Annotated in this window: 14 protein-coding genes; 6 read left to right on the top strand and 8 right to left on the bottom strand. The window is 56.3% G+C overall.

Annotation, left to right across the window (positions count from 1 at the left end; all coding sequences use genetic code 11):
• Positions 1-8: 8 nt before the first annotated feature.
• Together AC6I8P_RS02825 and AC6I8P_RS02830 are read right to left on the bottom strand one after the other, a co-directional pair.
• On the bottom strand, positions 9-479 hold the full coding sequence (locus tag AC6I8P_RS02825) for a PTS sugar transporter subunit IIA (protein WP_010618474.1): 471 nt from the start codon (positions 477-479) through the stop codon (positions 9-11).
• A 17-nt stretch (positions 480-496) separates the two neighbouring features.
• Complete coding sequence (locus AC6I8P_RS02830) at positions 497-2,056, bottom strand: BglG family transcription antiterminator (RefSeq protein WP_498030946.1); 1,560 nt, start codon at positions 2,054-2,056, stop codon at positions 497-499.
• A 408-nt stretch (positions 2,057-2,464) separates the two neighbouring features.
• Here AC6I8P_RS02830 and parC point away from each other — a divergent pair, with 408 nt between their 5' ends.
• The 3 genes from parC to ftsP all read left to right on the top strand — a co-directional run bounded on the left by parC (position 2,465) and on the right by ftsP (position 7,169).
• Entirely contained in the window at positions 2,465-4,738 is a 2,274-nt protein-coding gene (gene parC / locus AC6I8P_RS02835) for a DNA topoisomerase IV subunit A (RefSeq protein ID WP_021509596.1), read from the top strand.
• Positions 4,739-4,776: 38 nt separating this feature from the next.
• Complete coding sequence (locus tag AC6I8P_RS02840; protein WP_132464300.1) at positions 4,777-5,514, top strand: 1-acylglycerol-3-phosphate O-acyltransferase; 738 nt, start codon at positions 4,777-4,779, stop codon at positions 5,512-5,514.
• A gap of 227 nt (positions 5,515-5,741) precedes the next feature.
• The gene (ftsP, locus tag AC6I8P_RS02845) at positions 5,742-7,169 is read left to right on the top strand and encodes a cell division protein FtsP (RefSeq protein ID WP_282996580.1); all 1,428 of its coding nucleotides are present in this window, start codon (positions 5,742-5,744) and stop codon (positions 7,167-7,169) included.
• 275 nt (positions 7,170-7,444) lie between these two features.
• On the opposite strand, the gene dkgA is transcribed toward ftsP, so the two are convergent.
• Positions 7,445-8,272, bottom strand: coding sequence for a 2,5-didehydrogluconate reductase DkgA (dkgA, locus tag AC6I8P_RS02850; RefSeq protein ID WP_021509593.1), 828 nt, complete (start codon positions 8,270-8,272; stop codon positions 7,445-7,447).
• A 205-nt stretch (positions 8,273-8,477) separates the two neighbouring features.
• Here dkgA and AC6I8P_RS02855 point away from each other — a divergent pair, with 205 nt between their 5' ends.
• Positions 8,478-9,395: an AraC family transcriptional regulator gene (locus AC6I8P_RS02855; RefSeq protein ID WP_058771382.1), complete on the top strand. Its 918-nt coding sequence runs from the start codon at positions 8,478-8,480 to the stop codon at positions 9,393-9,395.
• A 21-nt stretch (positions 9,396-9,416) separates the two neighbouring features.
• Here the strand turns inward: AC6I8P_RS02855 and AC6I8P_RS02860 are convergent, their stop codons facing one another.
• On the bottom strand, positions 9,417-10,076 hold the full coding sequence (locus tag AC6I8P_RS02860; RefSeq protein WP_021509591.1) for a DedA family protein: 660 nt from the start codon (positions 10,074-10,076) through the stop codon (positions 9,417-9,419).
• 105 nt (positions 10,077-10,181) lie between these two features.
• Positions 10,182-11,372, bottom strand: coding sequence for a cystathionine beta-lyase (gene metC / locus AC6I8P_RS02865; RefSeq protein WP_498030947.1), 1,191 nt, complete (start codon positions 11,370-11,372; stop codon positions 10,182-10,184).
• An 838-nt stretch (positions 11,373-12,210) separates the two neighbouring features.
• Here metC and exbB point away from each other — a divergent pair.
• Together exbB and exbD are read left to right on the top strand one after the other, a co-directional pair.
• Entirely contained in the window at positions 12,211-12,939 is a 729-nt protein-coding gene (exbB, locus tag AC6I8P_RS02870; protein ID WP_031280126.1) for a tol-pal system-associated acyl-CoA thioesterase, read from the top strand.
• 5 nt (positions 12,940-12,944) lie between these two features.
• The gene (exbD, locus tag AC6I8P_RS02875) at positions 12,945-13,367 is read left to right on the top strand and encodes a TonB system transport protein ExbD (protein ID WP_021509588.1); all 423 of its coding nucleotides are present in this window, start codon (positions 12,945-12,947) and stop codon (positions 13,365-13,367) included.
• Positions 13,368-13,479: 112 nt separating this feature from the next.
• On the opposite strand, the gene AC6I8P_RS02880 is transcribed toward exbD, so the two are convergent.
• The 3 genes from AC6I8P_RS02880 to AC6I8P_RS02890 all read right to left on the bottom strand — a co-directional run bounded on the left by AC6I8P_RS02880 (position 13,480) and on the right by AC6I8P_RS02890 (position 20,967).
• Entirely contained in the window at positions 13,480-15,822 is a 2,343-nt protein-coding gene (locus AC6I8P_RS02880) for an Ig-like domain-containing protein (protein WP_338670733.1), read from the bottom strand.
• 192 nt (positions 15,823-16,014) lie between these two features.
• The gene (locus tag AC6I8P_RS02885; RefSeq protein WP_498030948.1) at positions 16,015-17,820 is read right to left on the bottom strand and encodes an Ig-like domain-containing protein; all 1,806 of its coding nucleotides are present in this window, start codon (positions 17,818-17,820) and stop codon (positions 16,015-16,017) included.
• Between the two features lie 12 nt (positions 17,821-17,832).
• Positions 17,833-20,967 (bottom strand): Ig-like domain-containing protein, encoded by a 3,135-nt coding sequence (locus AC6I8P_RS02890; RefSeq protein ID WP_498030949.1) that lies wholly within the window; start codon positions 20,965-20,967, stop codon positions 17,833-17,835.
• Positions 20,968-21,010 lie beyond the last annotated feature (43 nt).

The following is a 21,010-nucleotide window of genomic DNA, read 5'->3' on the forward strand; positions in this document are numbered from 1 at the left end:
GTTGGGTGTTAACAGAGGTCGGTTTCGGCGTACTGACTAAACAGCCGGATGATATTGCCGGGGTCATTCTCCGCCAGCAGTCGGGCTATCACCTCATCATCGGCCAGCGCGCTGGCCACCTGCGACAACAGGCGAATATGGGTGGTGTTCTGATCTTCCAGCCGCACGGCGAACAGGATGATGCAGCGCACCTGGCTGCCATCCAGCGTTTCCCACGGAATGTCCTGCTGGGTGCGGCCGATGGCGAGCGTGGTTTGTTTGACCGCCGACGATTTGCCGTGCGGAATCGCGATATGGTTTTCGAAGCCGGTCGAGCCTTCCGCTTCACGCAGCCAGACATCGGCAATAAACGCGGCGCGATCGCTGATGGCGCCGTCACTCACCAGCAGATCGGTGAGTTCGTTGATCGCCTCTTCTTTACTGGTGGCGCTGAGCGCCAGGTTAACGCGGCGCGGCGTCAGAATGCGGGAAATGTCCATGGTTGCTCCTCATTCAATCAGTGTGCGGCCAACGCGCAGGGCGTGCCGTTGGGCAGCTGGCTGCCAATCATGGCGTCAGTGACCCGCCGGATATCGTCATCATTAAAAAAGGCGCTGACATACACGGCCGGAATGGCACCGGCGTCGAGGTGGATGGTGGTGATCACCAAATCCACCGCGTGGTGCTGACAAAACGCCGCCTGATTGCTGGCTGACACCACGCCGGCAATTTCCCAGTCCGGAAAGGCGCGTAAAATGCGGCTCTTGAGCAGGTGTGAGGTGCCCACGCCGCTGGAGCACACCACTAGGATGCGTTTATGAGCAATCTGCCGCTCCAGTGCCGCCTGGAAATGAACGCACAGATAACCAATTTCATCCTCAGCCACCGGCGACAGGGCGAAGGTGCGCGCGGTCAGCTGCATTGCCTGCTGAGTCAGAGAAAATATCTCTTTCATTTCCTGTTTAATATCATCCAGCAGCGGATTGCGAATATGAATGTGATATTTAAGCCGGTTTAATAATGGTTTTATGTGCACCAGTAAACCGTCAAATAATAAACGGTCCTGAGATAAGTCCTGCTGAATAAACGCCGAGAAACGATCAATTAATTCGCAGGTTATTTTAACCGACTCGGCAGTAGAAAATTGATTATGCAGCGTCACCTGATCGCCACGCTCTTCCACCACAATGCCGGAGGAGACGATATATTGATAAATAAAACCGACTTCATCGGCTGGCAATGCACAGCCGATGCGCTGCTCAATGCGCACCACCATCTGCCGGGCAATGGTGAGAATCGACTGATCGAGATCGTGCGCGGTGGTGAGAATGTCCAGCGCCAGCGCGTTGCCCTGCGCCATGCGGTGCATCATGATCAGGATGTGCGTGCACAGATTGAGATACCAGGCATCGCCCAGCGGATAACTCAGCTGCTGCTCCATCTGTTGCAGCAGCTTCTGCACAAAGGCCACATCCTCTTCGCCAAAATAGTGCACCAGCGCCTGCTGGCTGCCGGGATCGAGCCGCGGCAGCAGCGGCGTACCGGCGACCTGTTGCTGCATCACATCGTTGATCAGCGACACCATCGCCTGACGCAGCGCCTGCTCATGGCCCTCTATATGCGTACCGCCCGGGCCGCGCTGCAGCGTTAATCCCAGCGGCTGCAGCCACTCTTCAATCACTTTCAGGTCATTCACAATCGAGGCGTGGCTGATAAAGTAGCGCTCGGACAGCTTGCTGATTGACGTAGCACGCGGCGCATCGCTCAGGAGCTGGGAGGCGATTTTTATCCGCCGGCTGTTATGACTGAGCGCGTCGCCGGCCTCGTCGCCGTTCAGCTGCTGCTCCAGCTGCAAACGCTGCTGCATATCCTCAACCCGCAGCCGCACACCGCGGCCAGGGGTTTTCTCCAGCGTCAGCGCCCAGTTGCTGAGCCAGCTCTCCAGCCACTGCAGGTCGCGCTGAATGGTCTTTCCGGAGACACCGAGCTGTAACGCCAGCTGACCAATCGGCTGCGGCGCCGCCTGTTGCAACAGCAATTTCACTAACCGGTGTTGTCGCGAAGTCAGTATTTGCATTCGGTCACCCTTTATTTTGGTAAAACCTAATGGGATTTTTCCTTGTGGCATTTATTTCATTGCCAGCAAGCCGTCGCGAAAAAGGTGTGTCGTATGGAGTATGAATTTAGGAAAGGATGGCGGTAGCAACAATACTAAATGTTGTCCCGTCAGGCGGACAGCATTAATACACCGCGATGACAGGAAATTAAATGCGAGTTTGCTCACACAATGACGCGCTAAATAAGTGTGATGATGCTCCCAATCCTTTTTATTTTTCCAACCGGCGTCACGTTATTTAAAGCCGGGAGATTCTTTCTGTCCTCAACGGCTTCCCTGTGACTAAATCCCGCGAATAAGGTACTATCCTCGCCAAATGACCGCCGGATGACCCGCCGTTGCGGGCCACGAAGTGAGGATGCCAGCTTAATGAGTGAAATGACACAGGATGGCGCAGAGCGTCTTGCCCTGCACAAGTTTACTGAAAACGCGTACCTGAACTACTCCATGTACGTGATCATGGACCGTGCGCTGCCGTACATCGGTGACGGTCTCAAGCCGGTGCAGCGCCGCATTGTTTATGCCATGTCCGAGCTGGGGCTTAATGCCAGCGCAAAATTCAAGAAATCGGCGCGTACCGTGGGTGACGTGCTGGGTAAATACCATCCGCACGGCGACAGCGCCTGCTACGAAGCCATGGTGCTGATGGCGCAGCCGTTCTCCTACCGTTATCCGCTGGTGGATGGTCAGGGCAACTGGGGTGCGCCGGACGATCCAAAATCCTTTGCGGCGATGCGTTACACCGAATCGCGCCTGTCGAAATATGCCGAAGTGCTGCTCAGCGAACTGGGGCAGGGCACGGTGGATTACATCCCGAACTTCGACGGCACGCTGCAGGAGCCGAAAATGCTGCCGGCGCGCCTGCCGAACATCCTGCTCAACGGCACCACTGGCATCGCCGTGGGTATGGCGACCGATATTCCGCCGCACAACCTGCGCGAAGTGGCCGAAGCCGCGGTGCGCCTGATCGACAAGCCCAACACCACGCTGGATGAGCTGCTGGAAATCGTGCAGGGGCCGGACTTCCCGACCGAAGCCGAGATCATCACGCCGCGCGACGAGATCCGCAAGATCTACCAGAACGGCCGTGGTTCAATCCGCCAGCGTGCGGTGTGGAAAAAAGAAGACGGCGAGGTGGTGATCACCGCGCTGCCGCATCAGGTGTCGGGTGCGCGCGTGCTGGAGCAGATCGCCAGCCAGATGCGCAATAAAAAGCTGCCGATGGTGGAGGATCTGCGCGATGAATCGGATCACGAAAACCCGACGCGGCTGGTGATTGTGCCGCGCTCCAACCGGGTGGATCTCGATCAGGTGATGAACCACCTGTTTGCCACCACCGATCTGGAGAAGAGCTACCGTGTTAACCTCAACATGATCGGGCTGGATAACCGTCCGGCGGTGAAAAACCTGCTGGAGATCCTCTCGGAATGGCTGGTGTACCGCCGCGATACCGTGACGCGCCGTCTCAATCATCGTCTGGAACGTGTGCTGCGTCGTCTGCATATCCTCGAAGGTTTGCTGGTGGCGTTCCTCAATATTGATGAGGTGATTCACATCATCCGCAGCGAGGATGAGCCGAAGCCGGTACTGATGTCGCGCTTTGACATCAGCGAAACCCAGGCCGAAGCGATTCTGGAACTGAAACTGCGCCATCTCGCCAAACTGGAAGAGATGAAGATTCGCGGTGAACAGGCCGAGCTGGAAAAAGAGCGCGATCAGCTGCAGGCGATCCTCGCCTCCGATCGCAAAATGAGTAACCTGCTGAAGAAAGAACTGCTGGCCGATAGCCAGACCTACGGCGACGATCGCCGTTCACCGCTGCACGAACGTGAAGAAGCGAAAGCGCTGAGCGAGAACGAGCTGGTGAGCGCTGAGCCGGTCACCATTGTGCTGTCGCAGATGGGCTGGGTGCGCAGCGCCAAAGGTCACGATATCGATCCGGCAGGATTAAGCTACAAAGCGGGCGACAGCTACCGTGCCGCCGCGCGCGGCAAGAGCAACCAGCCGGTGGCGTTTATTGACTCCACCGGCCGCAGCTATACGCTGGATCCGACCTCGCTGCCGTCGGCACGCGGGCAGGGTGAGCCGCTCACCGGCAAGCTGACGCCACCGCCAGGTGCGGTGATTGAGCAGGTGCTGATGGAAGCGGACGATCAGAAGCTGCTGATGGCCTCCGATGCCGGCTACGGCTTCATCTGTACCTTTGCCGATCTGGTGTCGCGCAACCGCGCCGGTAAAGCGCTGCTGACGTTGCCTGAAAACGCCAAAGTGATGACGCCGCTGGCGGTGCACTCTGGCGACGACATGCTGCTGGCCATCACCCAGGCGGGGCGGATGCTGATGTTCCCGGTGGCCGATCTGCCGCAGATGTCGAAAGGCAAGGGCAACAAGATTATCTCGATTCCGTCCGCGGACGCCGCCGCGGGCGTGGACAAGCTGCAGTGGCTGCTGATTCTGCCGCCGGGCAGTTCCATCACTATCTACGTCGGCAAGCGTAAGCTGATCATGCGTGATGAAGATCTGCAGAAAGTGCGTGCTGAGCGCGGCCGTCGCGGTAGTGTATCGCGCGGACTGCAGCGGATCGATAGCGTGGAAGTGAATGCGCCAGCGCGGCCAAAAAGTGACGCGAATAGCGAAGAGTAAGACTGAAAAGGCGAAGGACTGCCACATTTGAGGAAGCTATGTTACTAATTTTACGCACGTTGATCGTTGTGATTTATTCGATTCTGGTTTGTATATTAGGCAGCATCTGGTGTCTGTTTTCACCGCGTAATCCGCGCCACGTGGCGACCTTTGGTCACATGTTTGGTCGTCTGTCGACGGTGTTTGGCGTCAAAGTCGAACTGCGTAAACCGGCGGATGCCGAAAGCTACGGTAACGCGATTTACATCGCTAACCATCAGAACAACTACGACATGATCACCGCTGCCAATATCGTGCAGCCGACCACGGTCACGGTGGGCAAGAAAAGCCTGCTGTGGATCCCGTTCTTTGGCCAGCTCTACTGGCTGACCGGTAACCTGCTGATCGACCGCGATAACCGCGCCAAAGCGCACGGCACCATCGGCGAGCTGGTGGCGCAGTTTAAAAAGAAGAAAATTTCCTTCTGGATGTTCCCGGAAGGGACGCGCAGCCGCGGACGCGGTCTGCTGCCGTTCAAGACCGGCGCCTTCCATGCGGCGGTGGCGGCGGGCGTGCCGATCATCCCGGTGGTGGTCTCTAATACTCACGGCAAAATCAAACTGAATCGCTGGAACAATGGCTTAGTGATCGTAGAAATGCTGCCGCCAGTGGATACCACGCAGTTTGAAACCACGTCGGTACGTAAACTGGCGACCCACTGCCGTGAATTAATGTCTGCTAAGCTGGAAGAGTTGAACGCTGAAGTCGCCGAACGCGAAAAAAACGGTAAAATCTAGCCGGCAAAAAATGGCTCACCCGCAGCGCTATGGCTCGATCTGTCGGGTGCATTGCTTTGCTGCGGATCCCGCCATTTGTAGGGTGCGCATTCATGCGCACCGGGTCCCGGATGCGCATTTACCTGACCCGGACACACAGCCGCGCCTTTCGGGCGCTTCACAACACGATTAAAAATAACAACATGGACACGGCGTCTTCACGCCACGCTCAAAAGGTCTGAAGTTTTATGTCTTGCAGCAGACGTCAGTTTATTCAGCTTTCTGCCGGTATGGCGCTGGCTTCCAGCGTTATGCCTTACGCCGCCCGCGCCGCCGCGCCATTGGGCGATGTGCCTTTGCCGGTGCCGCCGCTGATCGAATCACGCCGCGGTCAGCCGCTGTTCCTCACGCTGCAGCGCAGCCACTGGTCCTTCAACGGCAACAGCAACAAAGTGCCGGTATGGGGCATTAACGGCCTGTACCTTGGCCCGACGGTGCGCGTTTACAGCGGCGATGATGTCAAACTGATCTACAGCAACCGCCTCAATGAACCGGTGGCGATGACCGTCAGCGGTTTGCAGGTGCCGGGCGCGCTGATGGGCGGTGCGCCGCGCATGATGTCCGCCGGCGTAGACTGGGCACCGGTGCTGCCGATTCGTCAGGGCGCAGCCACGCTGTGGTATCATGCCAACACGCCGAATCGCATGGCGCCGCACGTCTATAACGGCCTGGCGGGCATGTGGCTGATTGAAGATGACATCAGCAAAGCGCTGCCGCTGCCGAAGCATTATGGCGTCGATGATTTCCCGCTGATTATTCAGGACAAGCGCCTCGATAACTTTGCCACGCCGGTTTATAACCCACCGTCGGACGGCGGTTTCCTCGGCGATACGCTGCTGGTTAACGGCGTGCAAAACCCGTATGTCGAAGTGTCGCGCGGCTGGGTGCGTTTGCGCCTGCTGAATGCGGCCAACGCGCGCCGTTTCGATCTTAGCTTTAGCGACAACCGGCCGTTTACGGTGATCGCCAGCGATCAGGGCTTCCTGCCCGCGCCGGTAGCGGTGCAGACGCTGTCGCTCGCACCGGGCGAACGCCGCGAAGTGCTGGTGGATATGTCGCAGGGCGATGAAGTGTCGATCAGCGCAGGCACGGCGGCAGGCATTATGGATCGTCTGCGCGGGCTGTTTGAGCCCTCATCGATTCTGACCAATACGCTGGTGCTGACGCTGCGTCCAACCGGCCTGCTGCCGCTGGTGACCGACAATCTGCCGATGCGCCTGCTGGCGGATCAGATTCTTGATGGCGTGGCGGTGCGCACGCGTGAATTCCGCCTCGGCGACGGTACGCCGGGGATTAACGGTGTGCTGTGGGACATGAATCGCATCGATACGACGGTGCAGCAGGGCACCTTTGAGCGTTGGATCATTCACGCCGATCGTCCGCAGTCGCTGCATATTCAGGGCGTGATGTTCCTGATTAAGAGCGTCAACGGCGCGCAGTCGATGGGAGAAGATCGCGGCTGGAAAGATACGGTGTGGGTGGATGGCGATGTCGAACTGCTGGTGAGTTTCCCGCAGAGTTCGTCAGAGCATTTCCCGTTTGTCTATTACAGCCAGACGCTGGAACTCGCCGATCGCGGCACGGCAGGGCAGATGGTGGTGAATCCGGTCGGGTGAGGTGCGTTTCTTTTCCCTCACCCTAACCCTCTCCCGCCAGCGGGAGAGGGAACCGTTTTGTGCAATATTACACACTGGCACACCGTTTCAGATTTGCGCGGACATCTCCCTCTCCCGCGTGCGGGAGAGGGCCGGGGTGAGGGTGCCTGGTTGCACAGTGTTACCCACTGGCACACCGCTTCAGATTTGCGCGGACATCTCCCTGTCCCGCATGCGGAGAGGGCCGGGGTGAGGGGGCAAACCGCACCTTTCACCCATCGCATCCTTAACCCACGTCACCCATTAAACTCTTCCGGATCCGGTCCCAGCCGCTTGCCTTTATCCAACTTCGCGATCTCGCTCACTTCTGACTTATCCAGCCGGAAATCAAACACCTGGAAGTTCTCCTGAATGCGTGCCGGCGTTACCGACTTCGGAATCACCACCAGGCCGCTGTCCAGATGCCAGCGAATCACAATCTGCGCCGGCGTCTTACTGTACTTCTTCGCCAGCTCGCGAATGATCTCCTGATCAAACACGCCTTCACCGCCCTGCGCCAGTGGGCTCCACGACTCGGTCTGAATCTGATGCAACGCATTCCACGCATGCAGCGTGCGTTGCTGCAGCATCGGATGCAGTTCGATCTGATTCACCACCGGCGACACGCCGGTTTCATCAATCAGCCGCTTGAGATGCGCTTCATGGAAGTTACACACGCCGATGCTTTTCGCCAGGCCCTGCTGCTGCAGTTCCACCATTTTCTTCCACGCATCGACGTAGTGGTCTTTCTGCGGGCACGGCCAGTGCATCAGATACAGGTCCACCTGCTCCAGCTGCAGCTTCTTCAGGCTGGTCTCCATCGCCTGCTCAACGTTCTGCTGGTCATCATTCCACAGTTTGGTGGTGATAAAGATCTCATCGCGCGCCACGTCGGTTTCCTGCAGCGCCTGGCCAATCGCCTCTTCATTTTTATACGCGGCGGCGGTATCGATGGAGCGATAGCCGACCTTCAGCGCTTCCAGCACGGCATTGCGCGCTTCATCAATGCTGGCCTGCCAGACGCCAAGGCCGAGTTGCGGCATCATGTTGCCGTCGTGCAGTTTAATCCGGGGTTGCTCTGCCATAGTGACTCCTTATCGGTTGCAGTGACTTACCGTAAAAACGATGTGCTTAAGTCTAGTCAACAAACCTGACCTGAGGATCATTGTGGCAACCGAACGGCACTTTCGCCCGGTGCAATCCTGCAAAAATCTTGCCTGATTCTCCAGCCATCTGGAGCTTTATGCAGCAATGCGGCACACTGCGTTTTTTGCTGCCCGAGAGAGTGCCATGCCGAACGATGCCCTTTGCCGCCAGCTGGCGCAGCGCGTGATCACGTTGATGCGCGAGCCACAAAAGCCGCTGTGTGCGGTAGAAAACGTGCGGTTAATCTACGCAGAGGAACCGCTGCCGCGTACGCCGATGTTGTATCCGGCGGGCATCGTGATCCTGTTTCAGGGACACAAAACCGGCTACCTCGGCAGCACGGTGTTTCGCTACGACGCCACCAAATATCTGATGCTCACGGTTACGCTGCCGGTGGAGTGCGAAACTGACGCCACGCCGCAGCAGCCGCTGGCCGGCATGAGCCTCACCGTGGATCCGGCCAGTTTGCAGGATCTGCTGTTAAGCATTGGCGATGACGAGCAGTTTCAGCCGCAGCCGCAAACCTCCGGCATTCACTCTGCGTTCCTGAGCGAGGAGATGCTGTGCGCCGCGGAACGGCTGCTGGATGTGATGGATAAACCGCGTGACGCCCGCGTGCTCGGCCCGCAGCTGGTGCGTGAAATCATCTATTACGTACTGACCGGACCGATTGGCGGCGCGCTGCTGTCGCTGGTCAATCGCCAGACGCAGTTCAGCCAGGTGGCCCGGGCGCTGCGCCGCATCGAGAACCACTTTGCCGAAAGCCTGAGCGTGGAAATGCTGGCGGCAGAGGTCAACATGAGCGTCTCGGCGTTTCACCATAACTTTAAGGCGGTGACCCAGACCTCGCCGCTGCAGTATCTCAAGCGTTACCGGCTGCATCAGGCGCGGTTAATGATGCTGCAGGATGGGCTGAAGGCCAGCGCCGCCGCCGTGCGCGTCGGCTATGAAAGCCCGTCACAGTTTTCGCGGGAGTTTAAACGGTACTTTGGCGTGACGCCGGGAGAAGAGGCGAGCCGCGCGCGCCAGACCGGGGCGCTGCAGCCGTTTGACGCCGCCTGAAACGGCGGCGCTTTACAGAGGTCAGGCTTTCTGGCGCCGCTTTTTCCAGATCACCACAATGCTGCCGCCGAGGCCGAGAAACAGCAGCACAATAGGCAGCACCATCAGGATCGCCATCACCTGATCTTCGTGGCGCTTGATAAACGGCACCTGGCTGATGCCATAGCCCATCGCCACCACAATCCCGACCCACAGCGCGCCGCTCAGCCAGTTGAAGAACTGAAAACGCCCGTTCTGCAAACCCGAAATGCCCGCCATGGTGGGCAGCAGCGTACGCACAAAGGCCAGAAAGCGGCCAACCAGCAGTGCCATCAGGCCGTGGCGGTTGAACAGGTGCCAGGCGCGCTGATGGTACTGCGCTGGCAAATGCATCAGCCAGCTTTTGACGATTTTAGTATTACCAAGCCAGCGCCCCTGCAGATAGCTCAGCCAGCAGCCGAGGCTGGCAGCGGTGGTCAGAATCACCATGGTTGGCACAAAATCCATCACGCCTTTGGCGATCATCGCCCCTGCCAGCAGCAGCAGGCTGTCGCCGGGCAGGAACGAGGCAGGCAGCAAACCGTTTTCCAGGAACAGCGTCAGAAACATCACGCCGTAGACAATCCACACTACATCCGGATTGGCCAGCGCGGCAAAATCCTGATGCCACAGCGCCTGGACAATCTCATGTAAAACACCCATCAGCTATCCCATCGAGTCACAAGGCTTGTATTTTAACCGTCCGGGACGGCGTAATCGTTGATCTCCGCTACGCCGCACCGGATGGTTTAAGTTTGGTTTATCTTTTTACGCTTTCAGGCGGGCAAAACCGGCTTTCAGGTCATCCAGCAGATCGTCAACGTGCTCGAGCCCGATATGCAGACGCACCAGCGTGCCGTCAAAATCCACGCCGCCCGCCGGACGAATTGCCGCCAGCTCTTCCGGCTGGTTCGCCAGAATCAGCGATTCAAAGCCGCCCCACGAGTAGGCCATACTGAAATGGTGGAAGCGATCGAGATAATTTGCCAGCTGCGCCGGGGTGAGTTTTTCATGCAGGATGAATGAGAACAGCCCGCTGCTGCCGCTGAAGTCGCGCCGCCAGAACTCGTGGCCTTTGCACTGCGCCAGCGCCGGATGGTTGACGCGCGCCACTTCCGGCTGCGCCGCCAGCCATTCGGCCACGCGCAGACCGCTTTCTTCGTGCTGACGCAGACGCGTAGCCAGCGTGCGCAGGCCACGGCTGGCCATGTACGCGGTGTCCGCATCCACCATCTGGCCCATCAGGTAGGAGTTTTCGCGCAGCTGCGCCCAGCAACGTTCGTTGGCCACCGCAGTGCCGATCATCGCATCGCTGTGGCCGATGATGTATTTGGTGCCGGCCTGGATAGAAATGTCGATGCCATGCTCCAGCGCGTTAAACAGCACGCCCGCCGCCCAGGTATTATCAATCATGATCACCGCATCTGGCGCTTTGGCGCGCACCGCCGCGACAATCGCCGGAATATCCTGCACTTCCATGGTGATGGAAGCCGGTGATTCAAAGAACACCACGCGAGTGTTCGGCTGCACCAGCTCGCCGATTTCACTGCCGATGCAGTGATCAAACCAGGTGGTGGTGACGTTAAGCTTCGCGAGAATTTTGGTGCAGAAATCCTGGGTGGGTTCGTATACCGCGCCGCTGACCAGAATATGATCGCCACTGGTGACAAACGCGAGGATGGCATTGGCGACCGCGGCCGCACCGCACGGATAGAGCACGCAGCCGGCGCCGCCTTCCAGTTCGGTCATCGCATCCTGGAAGGAAAAATGGGTGAGGGTGCCGCGCCGGCCATAAAACAGTTCACCGCTGGCGCGTCCGGCGGTGGCGCGTTGTTTGTCCGCGACGGAGTCAAAAACCAGTGAGGATGCGCGCTGAATGACGCTGTTAACCGAGCCCTGAGTGTAACGTTTGCTGCGTCCCGCGGTGACAAGCCGGGTATCAATTTTTTTCGTTGCCATCACTGCCTTTCCTGACACGTCTCACAAAGCATTCAACTTACCACGAATCGCGGCGCGGGGTTGAGCCCGTTTGCCGAATATCAGAGTGACGCCAGCACAATCGCGGAAAGAGGCTGATTGCGGCTTTTATTACGCGGCGGAAAAGCAAAGCGCAATAAATTGCGCCGCTACAACCCGTGCGGGATGTTCGTCCATGCCAGTTGCACCATTCCGCAAACCGCATCTAACCGTAGCGGCGCGATTCATCGCGCGACCGTGCCTGCTGCTGCATCCCACAGACCGCACCCAACCGAAGCGGCGCGATTTATCGCGCAACCGTGCCTGTTGCTCCATCCCGCAAGCCGCACCAAATCGTAGCGGCGCGATTTATCGCGCAATCGTGCCTGTTGCTCTATTCCACAAACCGCACCAAACCGTAGCGGCGCGATTCATCGCGCAACCGTGCCTGTTGGTCTATTCCACAAACCGCACCCAACCGTAGCGGCGCGATTTATCGCGCAATCGTGCCTGTTGCTCTATTCCACAAACCGCACCAAACCGTAGCGGCGCGATTTATCGCGCAGCTACGCCTGTTGCTCCCTTCCGCAAATCGCACCCAACCGTAGCGGCGCGATTCATCGCGCAACCGTGACTGCTGCTCCATCCCACAGACCGCACCAAACCGTAGCGGCGCGATTTATCGCGCTAAATATTGCGCCGTATCAATTCAGCGGGTTACAGCTTTGTAAATAGTAATGAGAACCACTATCACTTCGGTCGGTTTTTTTGCTATGATCCGCGCTTCAATCGTGAACGGTGCAACAGAAGTCGGAGACGCAGCGTGGTAGCCAGTGACTTGATGCAAACGGACCTCTCCGTTTGGGGCATGTATCAGCATGCCGATATCGTGGTAAAAATTGTGATGATCGGCCTGTTGCTGGCCTCGGTCGTCACCTGGGCGATTTTCTTTGGCAAATACGCGGAGCTGAGCGGGGCGAAACGTCGCCTGAAGCGTGAACAGCTGGCGCTGGGCGAAGCGCGCTCACTGAATGACGCGTATCGCGCTGCCGAAAACTTCAAAGCCAACAGCCACAGTGCTGTGCTGCTCGCCGACACGCGTAACGAACTGGAACTCTCCGCTGGCAGCGAAGACCTCGACGGCATCAAAGAGCGCACCAGCTTCCGCCTTGAGCGTCGCGTTGCAGGCTTCAGCCGCCACGCCGGTCGCGGTAACGGCTTCCTCGCCACCATCGGTTCCGTCGCGCCGTTTATCGGTCTGTTCGGTACCGTGTGGGGCATCATGAACAGCTTTATCGGTATCGCGAAAACCCAGACCACCAACCTCGCGGTGGTGGCACCGGGCATCGCGGAAGCGCTGCTGGCGACGGCGATTGGCCTGGTAGCGGCAATCCCGGCTGTGGTGATCTATAACGTCTTCGCCCGCATGATCGCCAGCTACAAAGCGTCGCTCGGCGACGTGGCGGCGCAGGTACTGCTGCTGCAGAGCCGCGATCTGGACCTCGGCAACGTCGATACCGCAAAAGAAGTTAACCGTCCGGCGGCGGCCCAGAAACTGCGCGTAGGGTAAGTATTATGGCGATGCGTTTAAACGATGATGCGGTCGGCGATGGCGAAATGCACGAAATCAACGTAACGCCGTTTATCGACGTCATGCTGGTGCTGCTGATCATCTTCATGGTCGCCGCGCCGCTCGCCACGGTGGATGTGCGCGTCAATCTGCCTGCTTCCACCAGCGCGCCACAGCCGCGTCCGGAGAAGCCGGTTTATCTGTCGATCAAAGCGGATAAACAGATTTACATCGGTAACGATGCGGTGACCAAAGAGACGCTGGTGAATGCGCTCACCGCGCAAACCGAAGGCAACAAAGAGACCACCATCTTCTTCCAGGCGGACAAATCAGTCGATTATGAAACGCTGATGTCGGTGATGGATCAGCTGCGTGAAGCGGGTTATCTGAAGATTGGTTTAATGGGCATGGAGACGGTGAAGAAATAGTTTCACCGGCGTAATACCAGCACCATATCTGTAGGGTCGTCATTCATGACGACCTTTTTTATTATGGCGGCCAGAGCAGGCCGCCATGTCATTATGCGGTGGCGAACCGCGGTTAAACCAGATTCACCGTTACGCCGTCCTGCACCAGCAGTTCCGCGTCGCCGTGGCTGAACACGTGGTACTGGTTGCCGGCGATGGTGACGGTGCCGGTTTGCTCAGTCCAGCCCTTCTGCTCGCGGCCTTCAGGCAGGATATCTTCGAGACGTACGGTATCGCCCTGGTTGCCGTTGACCATTAACTGGGTTTTGCCGTCGTCAATGAAATGATCCTTTTGGCCTTTGGATAGGACATCTTCCATGGAGAAATCTTTGAGAATGTTTTCGCTGTTAAAATCAAATACTGAAGTTGCATTGTCTTCAATATCTGTTATTGAGTTGATTTGTTTATTCCATGCGAAGTTATCAAAGAAAAGGCCGTTCACATTCATAACCTTGATGTCAAAATAACTTATTATTTTATCTTCAAAGTAAAATTCTTTATGGTGTACTCCATCTCGAGGTGCGGTTATTTTTTCCTGGCTGATGAGTCGGCCATCTTTGTCATAAAATGAGATAGAGAAATAGCCACCATGCCCATGAGCAAAATCTAGTTCAAATTTTTTTGAACCGGGTATTGTGAACCTAATATCTGCACCGTAAGCGATATAAAGGTTATGGCTTCCGTCAAAGTAGTTGTAATTGGATAAGTAGGCATATCCATAATTCGAGCGAAAAGAGAAACCATTGTCAAATACATAGGTTTCATACATGCTAAAATTTTTCCCAATAGCTTCGAAGGTTTTAGGAAGAAATTCATTTAAATGGGCCGGAATGTAGTCAAAGTTACACCCTGACATAACATATTCTTTTGTTTCAACATGGATAACATAACCAGCGCTTTTTTCGGTACTCCCCTGAGTCTTTGAGGAAAATGTCCACTTTCCAATTTCAAGCTGGCCTGGCGTATAAGACCAGTTCCCTTTGTAATCTGCCTGAACCGATGCAGTATGCGTAACAGTGTTATCCGTAAACTCAATAATAACGATGCTGTTTGCTTCAGCCTTTCCTGACAGGGTAGGTGTGGTGTCGTCGGTGAAACCGCCATTTTTAATCACGCCATGATAAAGACCGGCATCGTCCCATGCTGAATGAATTGCCGGAACGATGCTGCCTGATGCCGCAATGGTCAGTTCAAAAAGTTTGCCATTCGTATCCCGCGTAGCAGAGGCTCCCGCCTGAAATTCATATTTGCCGGATGTCAGACGTGGCGCGTCGTATTGCCAGCGGCCGTCGGCACCTGCGATGACGCTGCCCAGTAACTGCCAGGTGCCAAGTGTATTACGGTTATGGATATAAACGATGCTGTTCGACTCGGCGCGGCCATGCAGATCTAACATTTGGTCATCGGTAATGGCGCCGTTACCGAGCATGCCAGTATATAAACCAAAATCGTCCCAGGCATGAGTAATTTCTGTCTTCGTGGACGCAGAAAGATTAATATCCAGGGTAAATTCATCACTCCAGCCGCTGCCAGCGTTAGCGCGGAATTCCCAACTTCCGGCGCCCAGCGCCGGGTTTGGCGTCCAGACCCAGTGGGTACCGTCCATCACTGCGTTGCCGCCGTCAACCCACTCGCCCCGCGCATTTCGGTACTGGATGCGCACCGTACTGCCTTCCGCTGCGGTGCCATGCAGCTCCGGCATGGTGTCATCAGTCAGTCCGCCACTTTTCAATTCGCCAGTTGCATTGCCGACATTATCTATTGCGTGAGTGATTTCCAGAATGGCGCCGGGATCGGGCGGGGTTGAGCCATCTTTTCCGATGATGATACTAAAAGCATCCGAAACCTCACCCTCACGCACCTTACCGGCAAAGGTTTCACTCGCCACCAGCGTCAAATCATGCTGGCCGTCGGTGAGGTCAATCTCCGGCTCGATCTTCCACATCCCGGTATTTTCATCCGCCTTCGCGCTGCCGATAACCGTATTGCCTTCTTTCAGATAAACAATTACGCCTTTTTCCGCGATACCGGTCAGGGTGGGGCGGCGGTCGTCGGTCATTTTGCCAGAATCAAAACTGCCGGTGATGTCACCCTGATCGTCGTACATGTTCAGCAGCGTCGGCGCTGCTGGCGGTGTGGTATCAACAATCAGCGTACGCAGACTGGGTGTACTGACGTTGCCGGCCTTATCAACCGACTGAAAAGACATGTTGTAGTAACCATCCTCCAGCGGTGTTGCAGGTGTCCAGCTCCAGTAGCCGTTGGCAGGGTCGATATCTACCGAAAAGGTCTCTTTGCCGACGGTAATCAGCATGGTGCCGCCCTTACCAATTTCTGAATTTGCATAGCCAAAAAACGTGGGGGTGTTGGTGTCGCGCTCGAGGTATTTCACCTCTTCATAATTGAACAGTTCCATGGAAGATATTCCTGTGTTGGTCGTTGGTTTATTGCAGCGAAAGCCGCCGCGCTTTGTTATTGAAAGCGCATTTTGTAATAGATGACGTAACACGCCGTATGAGATACGTCCCGAAGGGAGAAAAATCCGAACGAATTCAAAACAGAGGAAAAGGAGAAGATGATGCCGTGCTGTGCGCACGGCATCGGGGGGTTACACCAGCTCGATTTTCACGTCGTCCTGTACCAGCAACTCGGCGTCGCCGTGGCTGAACACGTGGTACTGGCTGCCGGCGATGGTGACGGTGCCCGCCTGCTGCGTCCAGCCGCTGACCGCTTCGCCTTCCGGCAGGATGTCGCTGAGCTGCACGCTGTCGCCGGCCTGGCCGCTGACGCGCAGCTGGGTTTTGCCGTCGTCAATGAACAGGTCCTGCTGGCCGGCTTCCACCACGTCACTGAGCGTCAGGCCGAGCGGGGCGAGCGCGTTGATTTCCACCTCGCCCGGAGGCGTGGCGTCCACGACGATGCTGTACGCCGGCAGGCCAGCGTCGTAAGCGCCGTAGCTGACGCTGAGGCTGTGCGAGTCATCGCTGAGCTCTGGCGTGATAAAGCGCCAGTTGCCGTCTGCGCCGACCTGCACGCTGCCGATCAGCGTGCTGCCGTCGTAGACGTTGAGCACGCTGTTAGCCTCGGCAACACCGCTCAGCTCCGGCTGGCGGTCATTAGTGATGCCGCCGTTGCTGACTTCGCCGATATACAGCGCCACGTCATCGTACACGCGGAGGATTTCTGGCGTGTGCTGGCCGCCCGGCATCAGGATGAGCTCAAAGGTGTCGCTCCACTGGCTGTCGCCCTGCGCCTGCGCGGCAAACGACCAGACGCCGTACTCCAGCGCCGGCGGTGTGAAGCTCCAGTTGCTGTCCGCGCCCACTGTCACCACCACGGAATGGGTGAACTCGCCAGCAATGCCGTAGCGCACCACCACGTTGCTGTTGGCTTCGCCGCGCCCGCTAAGGGTTGGCGTGGTGTCATCGGTGAGCGCACCGCTCAGCAGCGTGCCGGTGACCGGCCCGAAATCGTCGGTGGCGTGGGTCAGCGTGGCGTGCAGCGCGTCGCTGCCGGCGAAGGCGATATCGAGCGTAAAGCTGTCGCTCCAGCTGCCTTCCTGACCGGCGCGGAACTCCCAGCTGCCGGCGTCCAGCTCAGCCGGTGGCGTCCAGCTCCAGCGGGTGCCGTCGATCTGCGCCGCGCCGCCGTCAACCCACTCGCCGCTGGCGTTGCGGTACTGCACGAAAACCGTGCTGCCCGCCGGGGCGCTGCCGTGCAGCTGCGGCGTGGCGTCGTCGGTGAGCGCGCCGCTCAGCAGCGAACCGGTGACCGGGCCGGCGTCATCCACCGCGTGGGAAATGACCGTGGCGGCAGCGCCGTCGCGACCAATCAGCAGCTCAAACGGCGCAGAAGGTTCGCCCTCGCGCAGCTTGCCGTTAAAGGTTTCGACCGCCACCAGCGTCAGCTGATGGGTGCCGTCGCTCAGGTCGGCGTCCGGCTCCAGCGTCCAGATACCGGTGATGGCGTCGGCCTGCGCGCTGCCGATCACCGTATCGCCCTCTTTGAGGTACACCACGGTGCCCTTTTCGGCGACGCCGGTCAGGGTAGGGCGACGGTCATCGGTCATGCGCCCGGCATCGAAGCTGCCGGTGATGTCGCCCTGGTCATCGTACATGTTGAGCAGGCGCGGCGCGTCCGGCGCCGTGTAGTCGACCACCTGAATGAACTGGGCGGGATTACCAATGTTGCCGGCGGCATCAATCATGCGCACCGACACGATGTGCTCGCCCGGCGTCCAGTCGGCGGGCGGCGTCCAGCTCCAGCGGCCCTCTGCATCGACCTTGACGGTGTACGGCGGCTGGCCATCAATAGCGATTTCCGCGAAGCCGTTGCGCGCCTGCGCGGCGGTGCCGCTGTAGCCGCGGCGCGGATCGTCGGTGTAGCGGTAAGATGCATTAAGAATCTGGTTCATGATGGCTCTCCCTTACACCAGCTCGGTTTTCACGCCGTCCTGCACCAGCAGCTCAGCGTCGCCGTTGCTCCAGACGTGATACTGGGTGCCGGCAATAGTCACGGTGCCAGCCTGCTCGGCCCAGCCGTTCTGCTCACTGCCCTCCGGCAGGATGTCTTCGAGGCGCACGGTGTCGCCTTGATTGCCGTTGACCATCAGCTGGGTTTTGCCGTCGTCGATGAAGAGATCTTTTTGACCGGTTGAGAGTAGCTCTTTAAGGCTTAATGATATAACGCTGTCTACATCATCATTCAAATCCATAATTGCTGTGGCTTCGTTAGACATTGTATTAGCTGACGGATCATTGTTAGTCATACCAGGTGTCCAACTGAAATTGTCAATGTACATTGCACCCGGATCGTTTGTCTCTAAAGTTACATTATAAATAAGCTGTCCTCCTGCAGAAAATTTATGGCGATAAATGTCATACATATAACCTCCAGGAGGTTGAATGGTTTCAGTCCCAATAATTTCACCGTTAATGTTATAGTAAGTTGCTTTTATTTTTCCTGGCTTTTCGCCTCCAGTGCCACTACCTAATCCTGACATGTCGAATGAGAAGTCTAAAACGCCTTTGAACTTTAATTCAAAGGTGGTGTCCGGTTCGACTCGTATATAATGGCTTCCAAGATTCGGGCGAAGGTTGTTGTCTGTTGTAAAATCAGAGGCCATGCCGTGAATGATATTGATGGAAATATTTTTTGAAAATTCAAATTCATCTCCGGCAGTAAGTGTGGGCATTCCACCGTTATATTCATGGCTGGTGCTTTTAAATTCTATAGGGCTGATTTCTAATTTTTTAGTTTCACTCCATGCGGTATCACTTTGCGCTTTCACATTAAAAGACCAATTCCCATAATCCAGTGATGTAGTTGGGGTAAATGTCCAGTTTCCTTGTGAATCAGCAACAACAGTGGCTGTATATACAGCGGGATCGTTCTCTAACTGATATTTAACCATTACAATATTGTTAGGCTGTGAGTATCCTTTCAATGTTGGCGTGCGATCATCCGTATAGCTGTCATAGACAGCTCCCTGATATTGACCATAATTATCCCATATGGAATCAATCATAGGTAGTGCTTTGATTCCTGGGGTCCAGTGAAAGTTATCTATATATAACGATCCTGGATCGTTCACTTCAATCAATGCACCAAATATAAGACCTGAATTTGATGAGAACGTATGTGTGTATATTTTGTTTTGGTATCCAGTAGGAAGGTTTACAAGCTCATGTCCAATTACATTTCCATTCTTGTCAAAATAAGTGACTTTAAAATTACCAGGATTGGTTCCAGCCATTGTCGATCCAATGCCATAAGTATCAAATGTGAAATCCTTAACGCCTTTGAATTTCAATTCAAATGTGGTCTTGTCTTCCACTCTGAGCTCTTTTTTTCCCAAGATTGGATCAAGTGAGTAGCCGGTTTCATGCTCGGATATTTTTCCGGAAATAACTTTCATTGTGAAGTTTTCCAGGAAATTAATGCTCTCGCCAGTTAAAAGTTCAGTTATTCCACTTTCATAGTTAAACTTATTAGTGCGAAATTCATTAGGATTGATTTCCAGTATAAAGTCACTACTCCAGTCATAGCCATTTTCAGCTTTGGCCTTAAATGTCCAGTTGCCGTAATTTAAATTGTCCGGTGGAGTAAAGCTCCAGTGACCGTTACTGTCGGCGGTTACGGAAGCGGTATAAATGCGAGCATCATTGACTTTTTGATATTCGATTACAACTATTCCATTAGCTTCTGCCAGGCCTTTCAGGGTAGGTGTTTGATCATCAGTGTAACTATCACTGATTTTGCCATGAAGCATGCCAGAGTCATCCCATGCACCTTCAATGACAGGAATAGTGCTGCCTGGTGCAACAATTTTTAAGCCGAATGGCTTACCGCTACTGTCACGAGTTGCTGACGTCCCCGCCTGGAACTCATACGTACCCGGCGTCAAACGATCCGACTCATATTCCCAACGCCCATCGGCACCAGCAGTCACGCTGTCCAGCAGAGCCCATGCGCCTGATGCGTTGCGATAATGGATATACACCAGGCTGTTTGATTCGGCGCGGCCGTGCAGGTTTGGCGTGCGGTCATCGGTGATGGCGCCGTTGCCCAGCGTGCCGGTGAACGGGCCAAAGTCATCGTAAGCGTGGGTGATTTCCGTTTTTGCCGCCGGTGCGAGATCGATATCCAGCTTAAATTCGTCGGTCCAGCCGCTGCCGGCGTTGGCGCGGAATTCCCAGTTACCGGCACCCAGCGCCGGGTCTGGCGTCCAGCTCCAGCTGGTGCCGTTCATTACCGCATTGCCGCCGTCGATCCATTCACCTTTATCGTTACGGTACTGAATACGCACCACGCTGCCTTCCGGCGCTCTGCCGCGCAGCTCTGGCGTGGTGTCATCGGTAATGCCGCCGCTTTTCAAAGAGCCGGTCAGGCTGCCGGCATTGTCGATCGCCTCAATGATTTTGGCCACGCCGCCCGGATCGCTCGGCACGTCGCCGTCTTTACCAATGATAATACTGAACTCGTCCGACGGCTTACCCTCGCGCAGCTTATCCGCAAAGGTTTCCGCAGCTACCAGCGTCAGGTTGTGACGACCATCCGCCAGATCCACCGTCGGCTCCAGGGTCCACAGACCAGTTTTCTCGTCGGCTTTGGCGCTGCCGATCACGGTGTTGCCCTCTTTCAGATACACCACGGTGCCTTTTTCGGCGATGCCGGTCAGGGTCGGGCGGCGATCGTCGGTCATTTTACCGGCGTCAAAGCTGCCGGTGATGGCGCCCTGATCGTCGTACAGGTTGAGCAGCGTCGGTGCGACCGGCGGCGTGGTATCGACGATCAGTGTGCGCTGCGACGGCGTACTGAGGTTACCGGCGGTATCGATGGTCATAAAGGAGAGGCTGTATTCACCGTCGGCCAGCGCTTCCGGTGGCGTCCACTTCCAGCTGCCGTCCTGCGGGTTGATGTCAACAAAGAAATTCCTGTCGCCAAGCGTAATCATTACCTGGCCGCCTTTACCTACTTCTGAATCGATTTTACCGAAAAACGTTGGGGTGTTGGTGTCGCGCTCGAGGTACTTCACCTCTTTAAAATCAAACAGATCCATGGAGTTTTTCCTGTGTTTTATGTTGGGTCTATTGCAGCAAAGC

This window comes from gamma proteobacterium symbiont of Lampromicra miyakona (genome assembly GCF_059730895.1).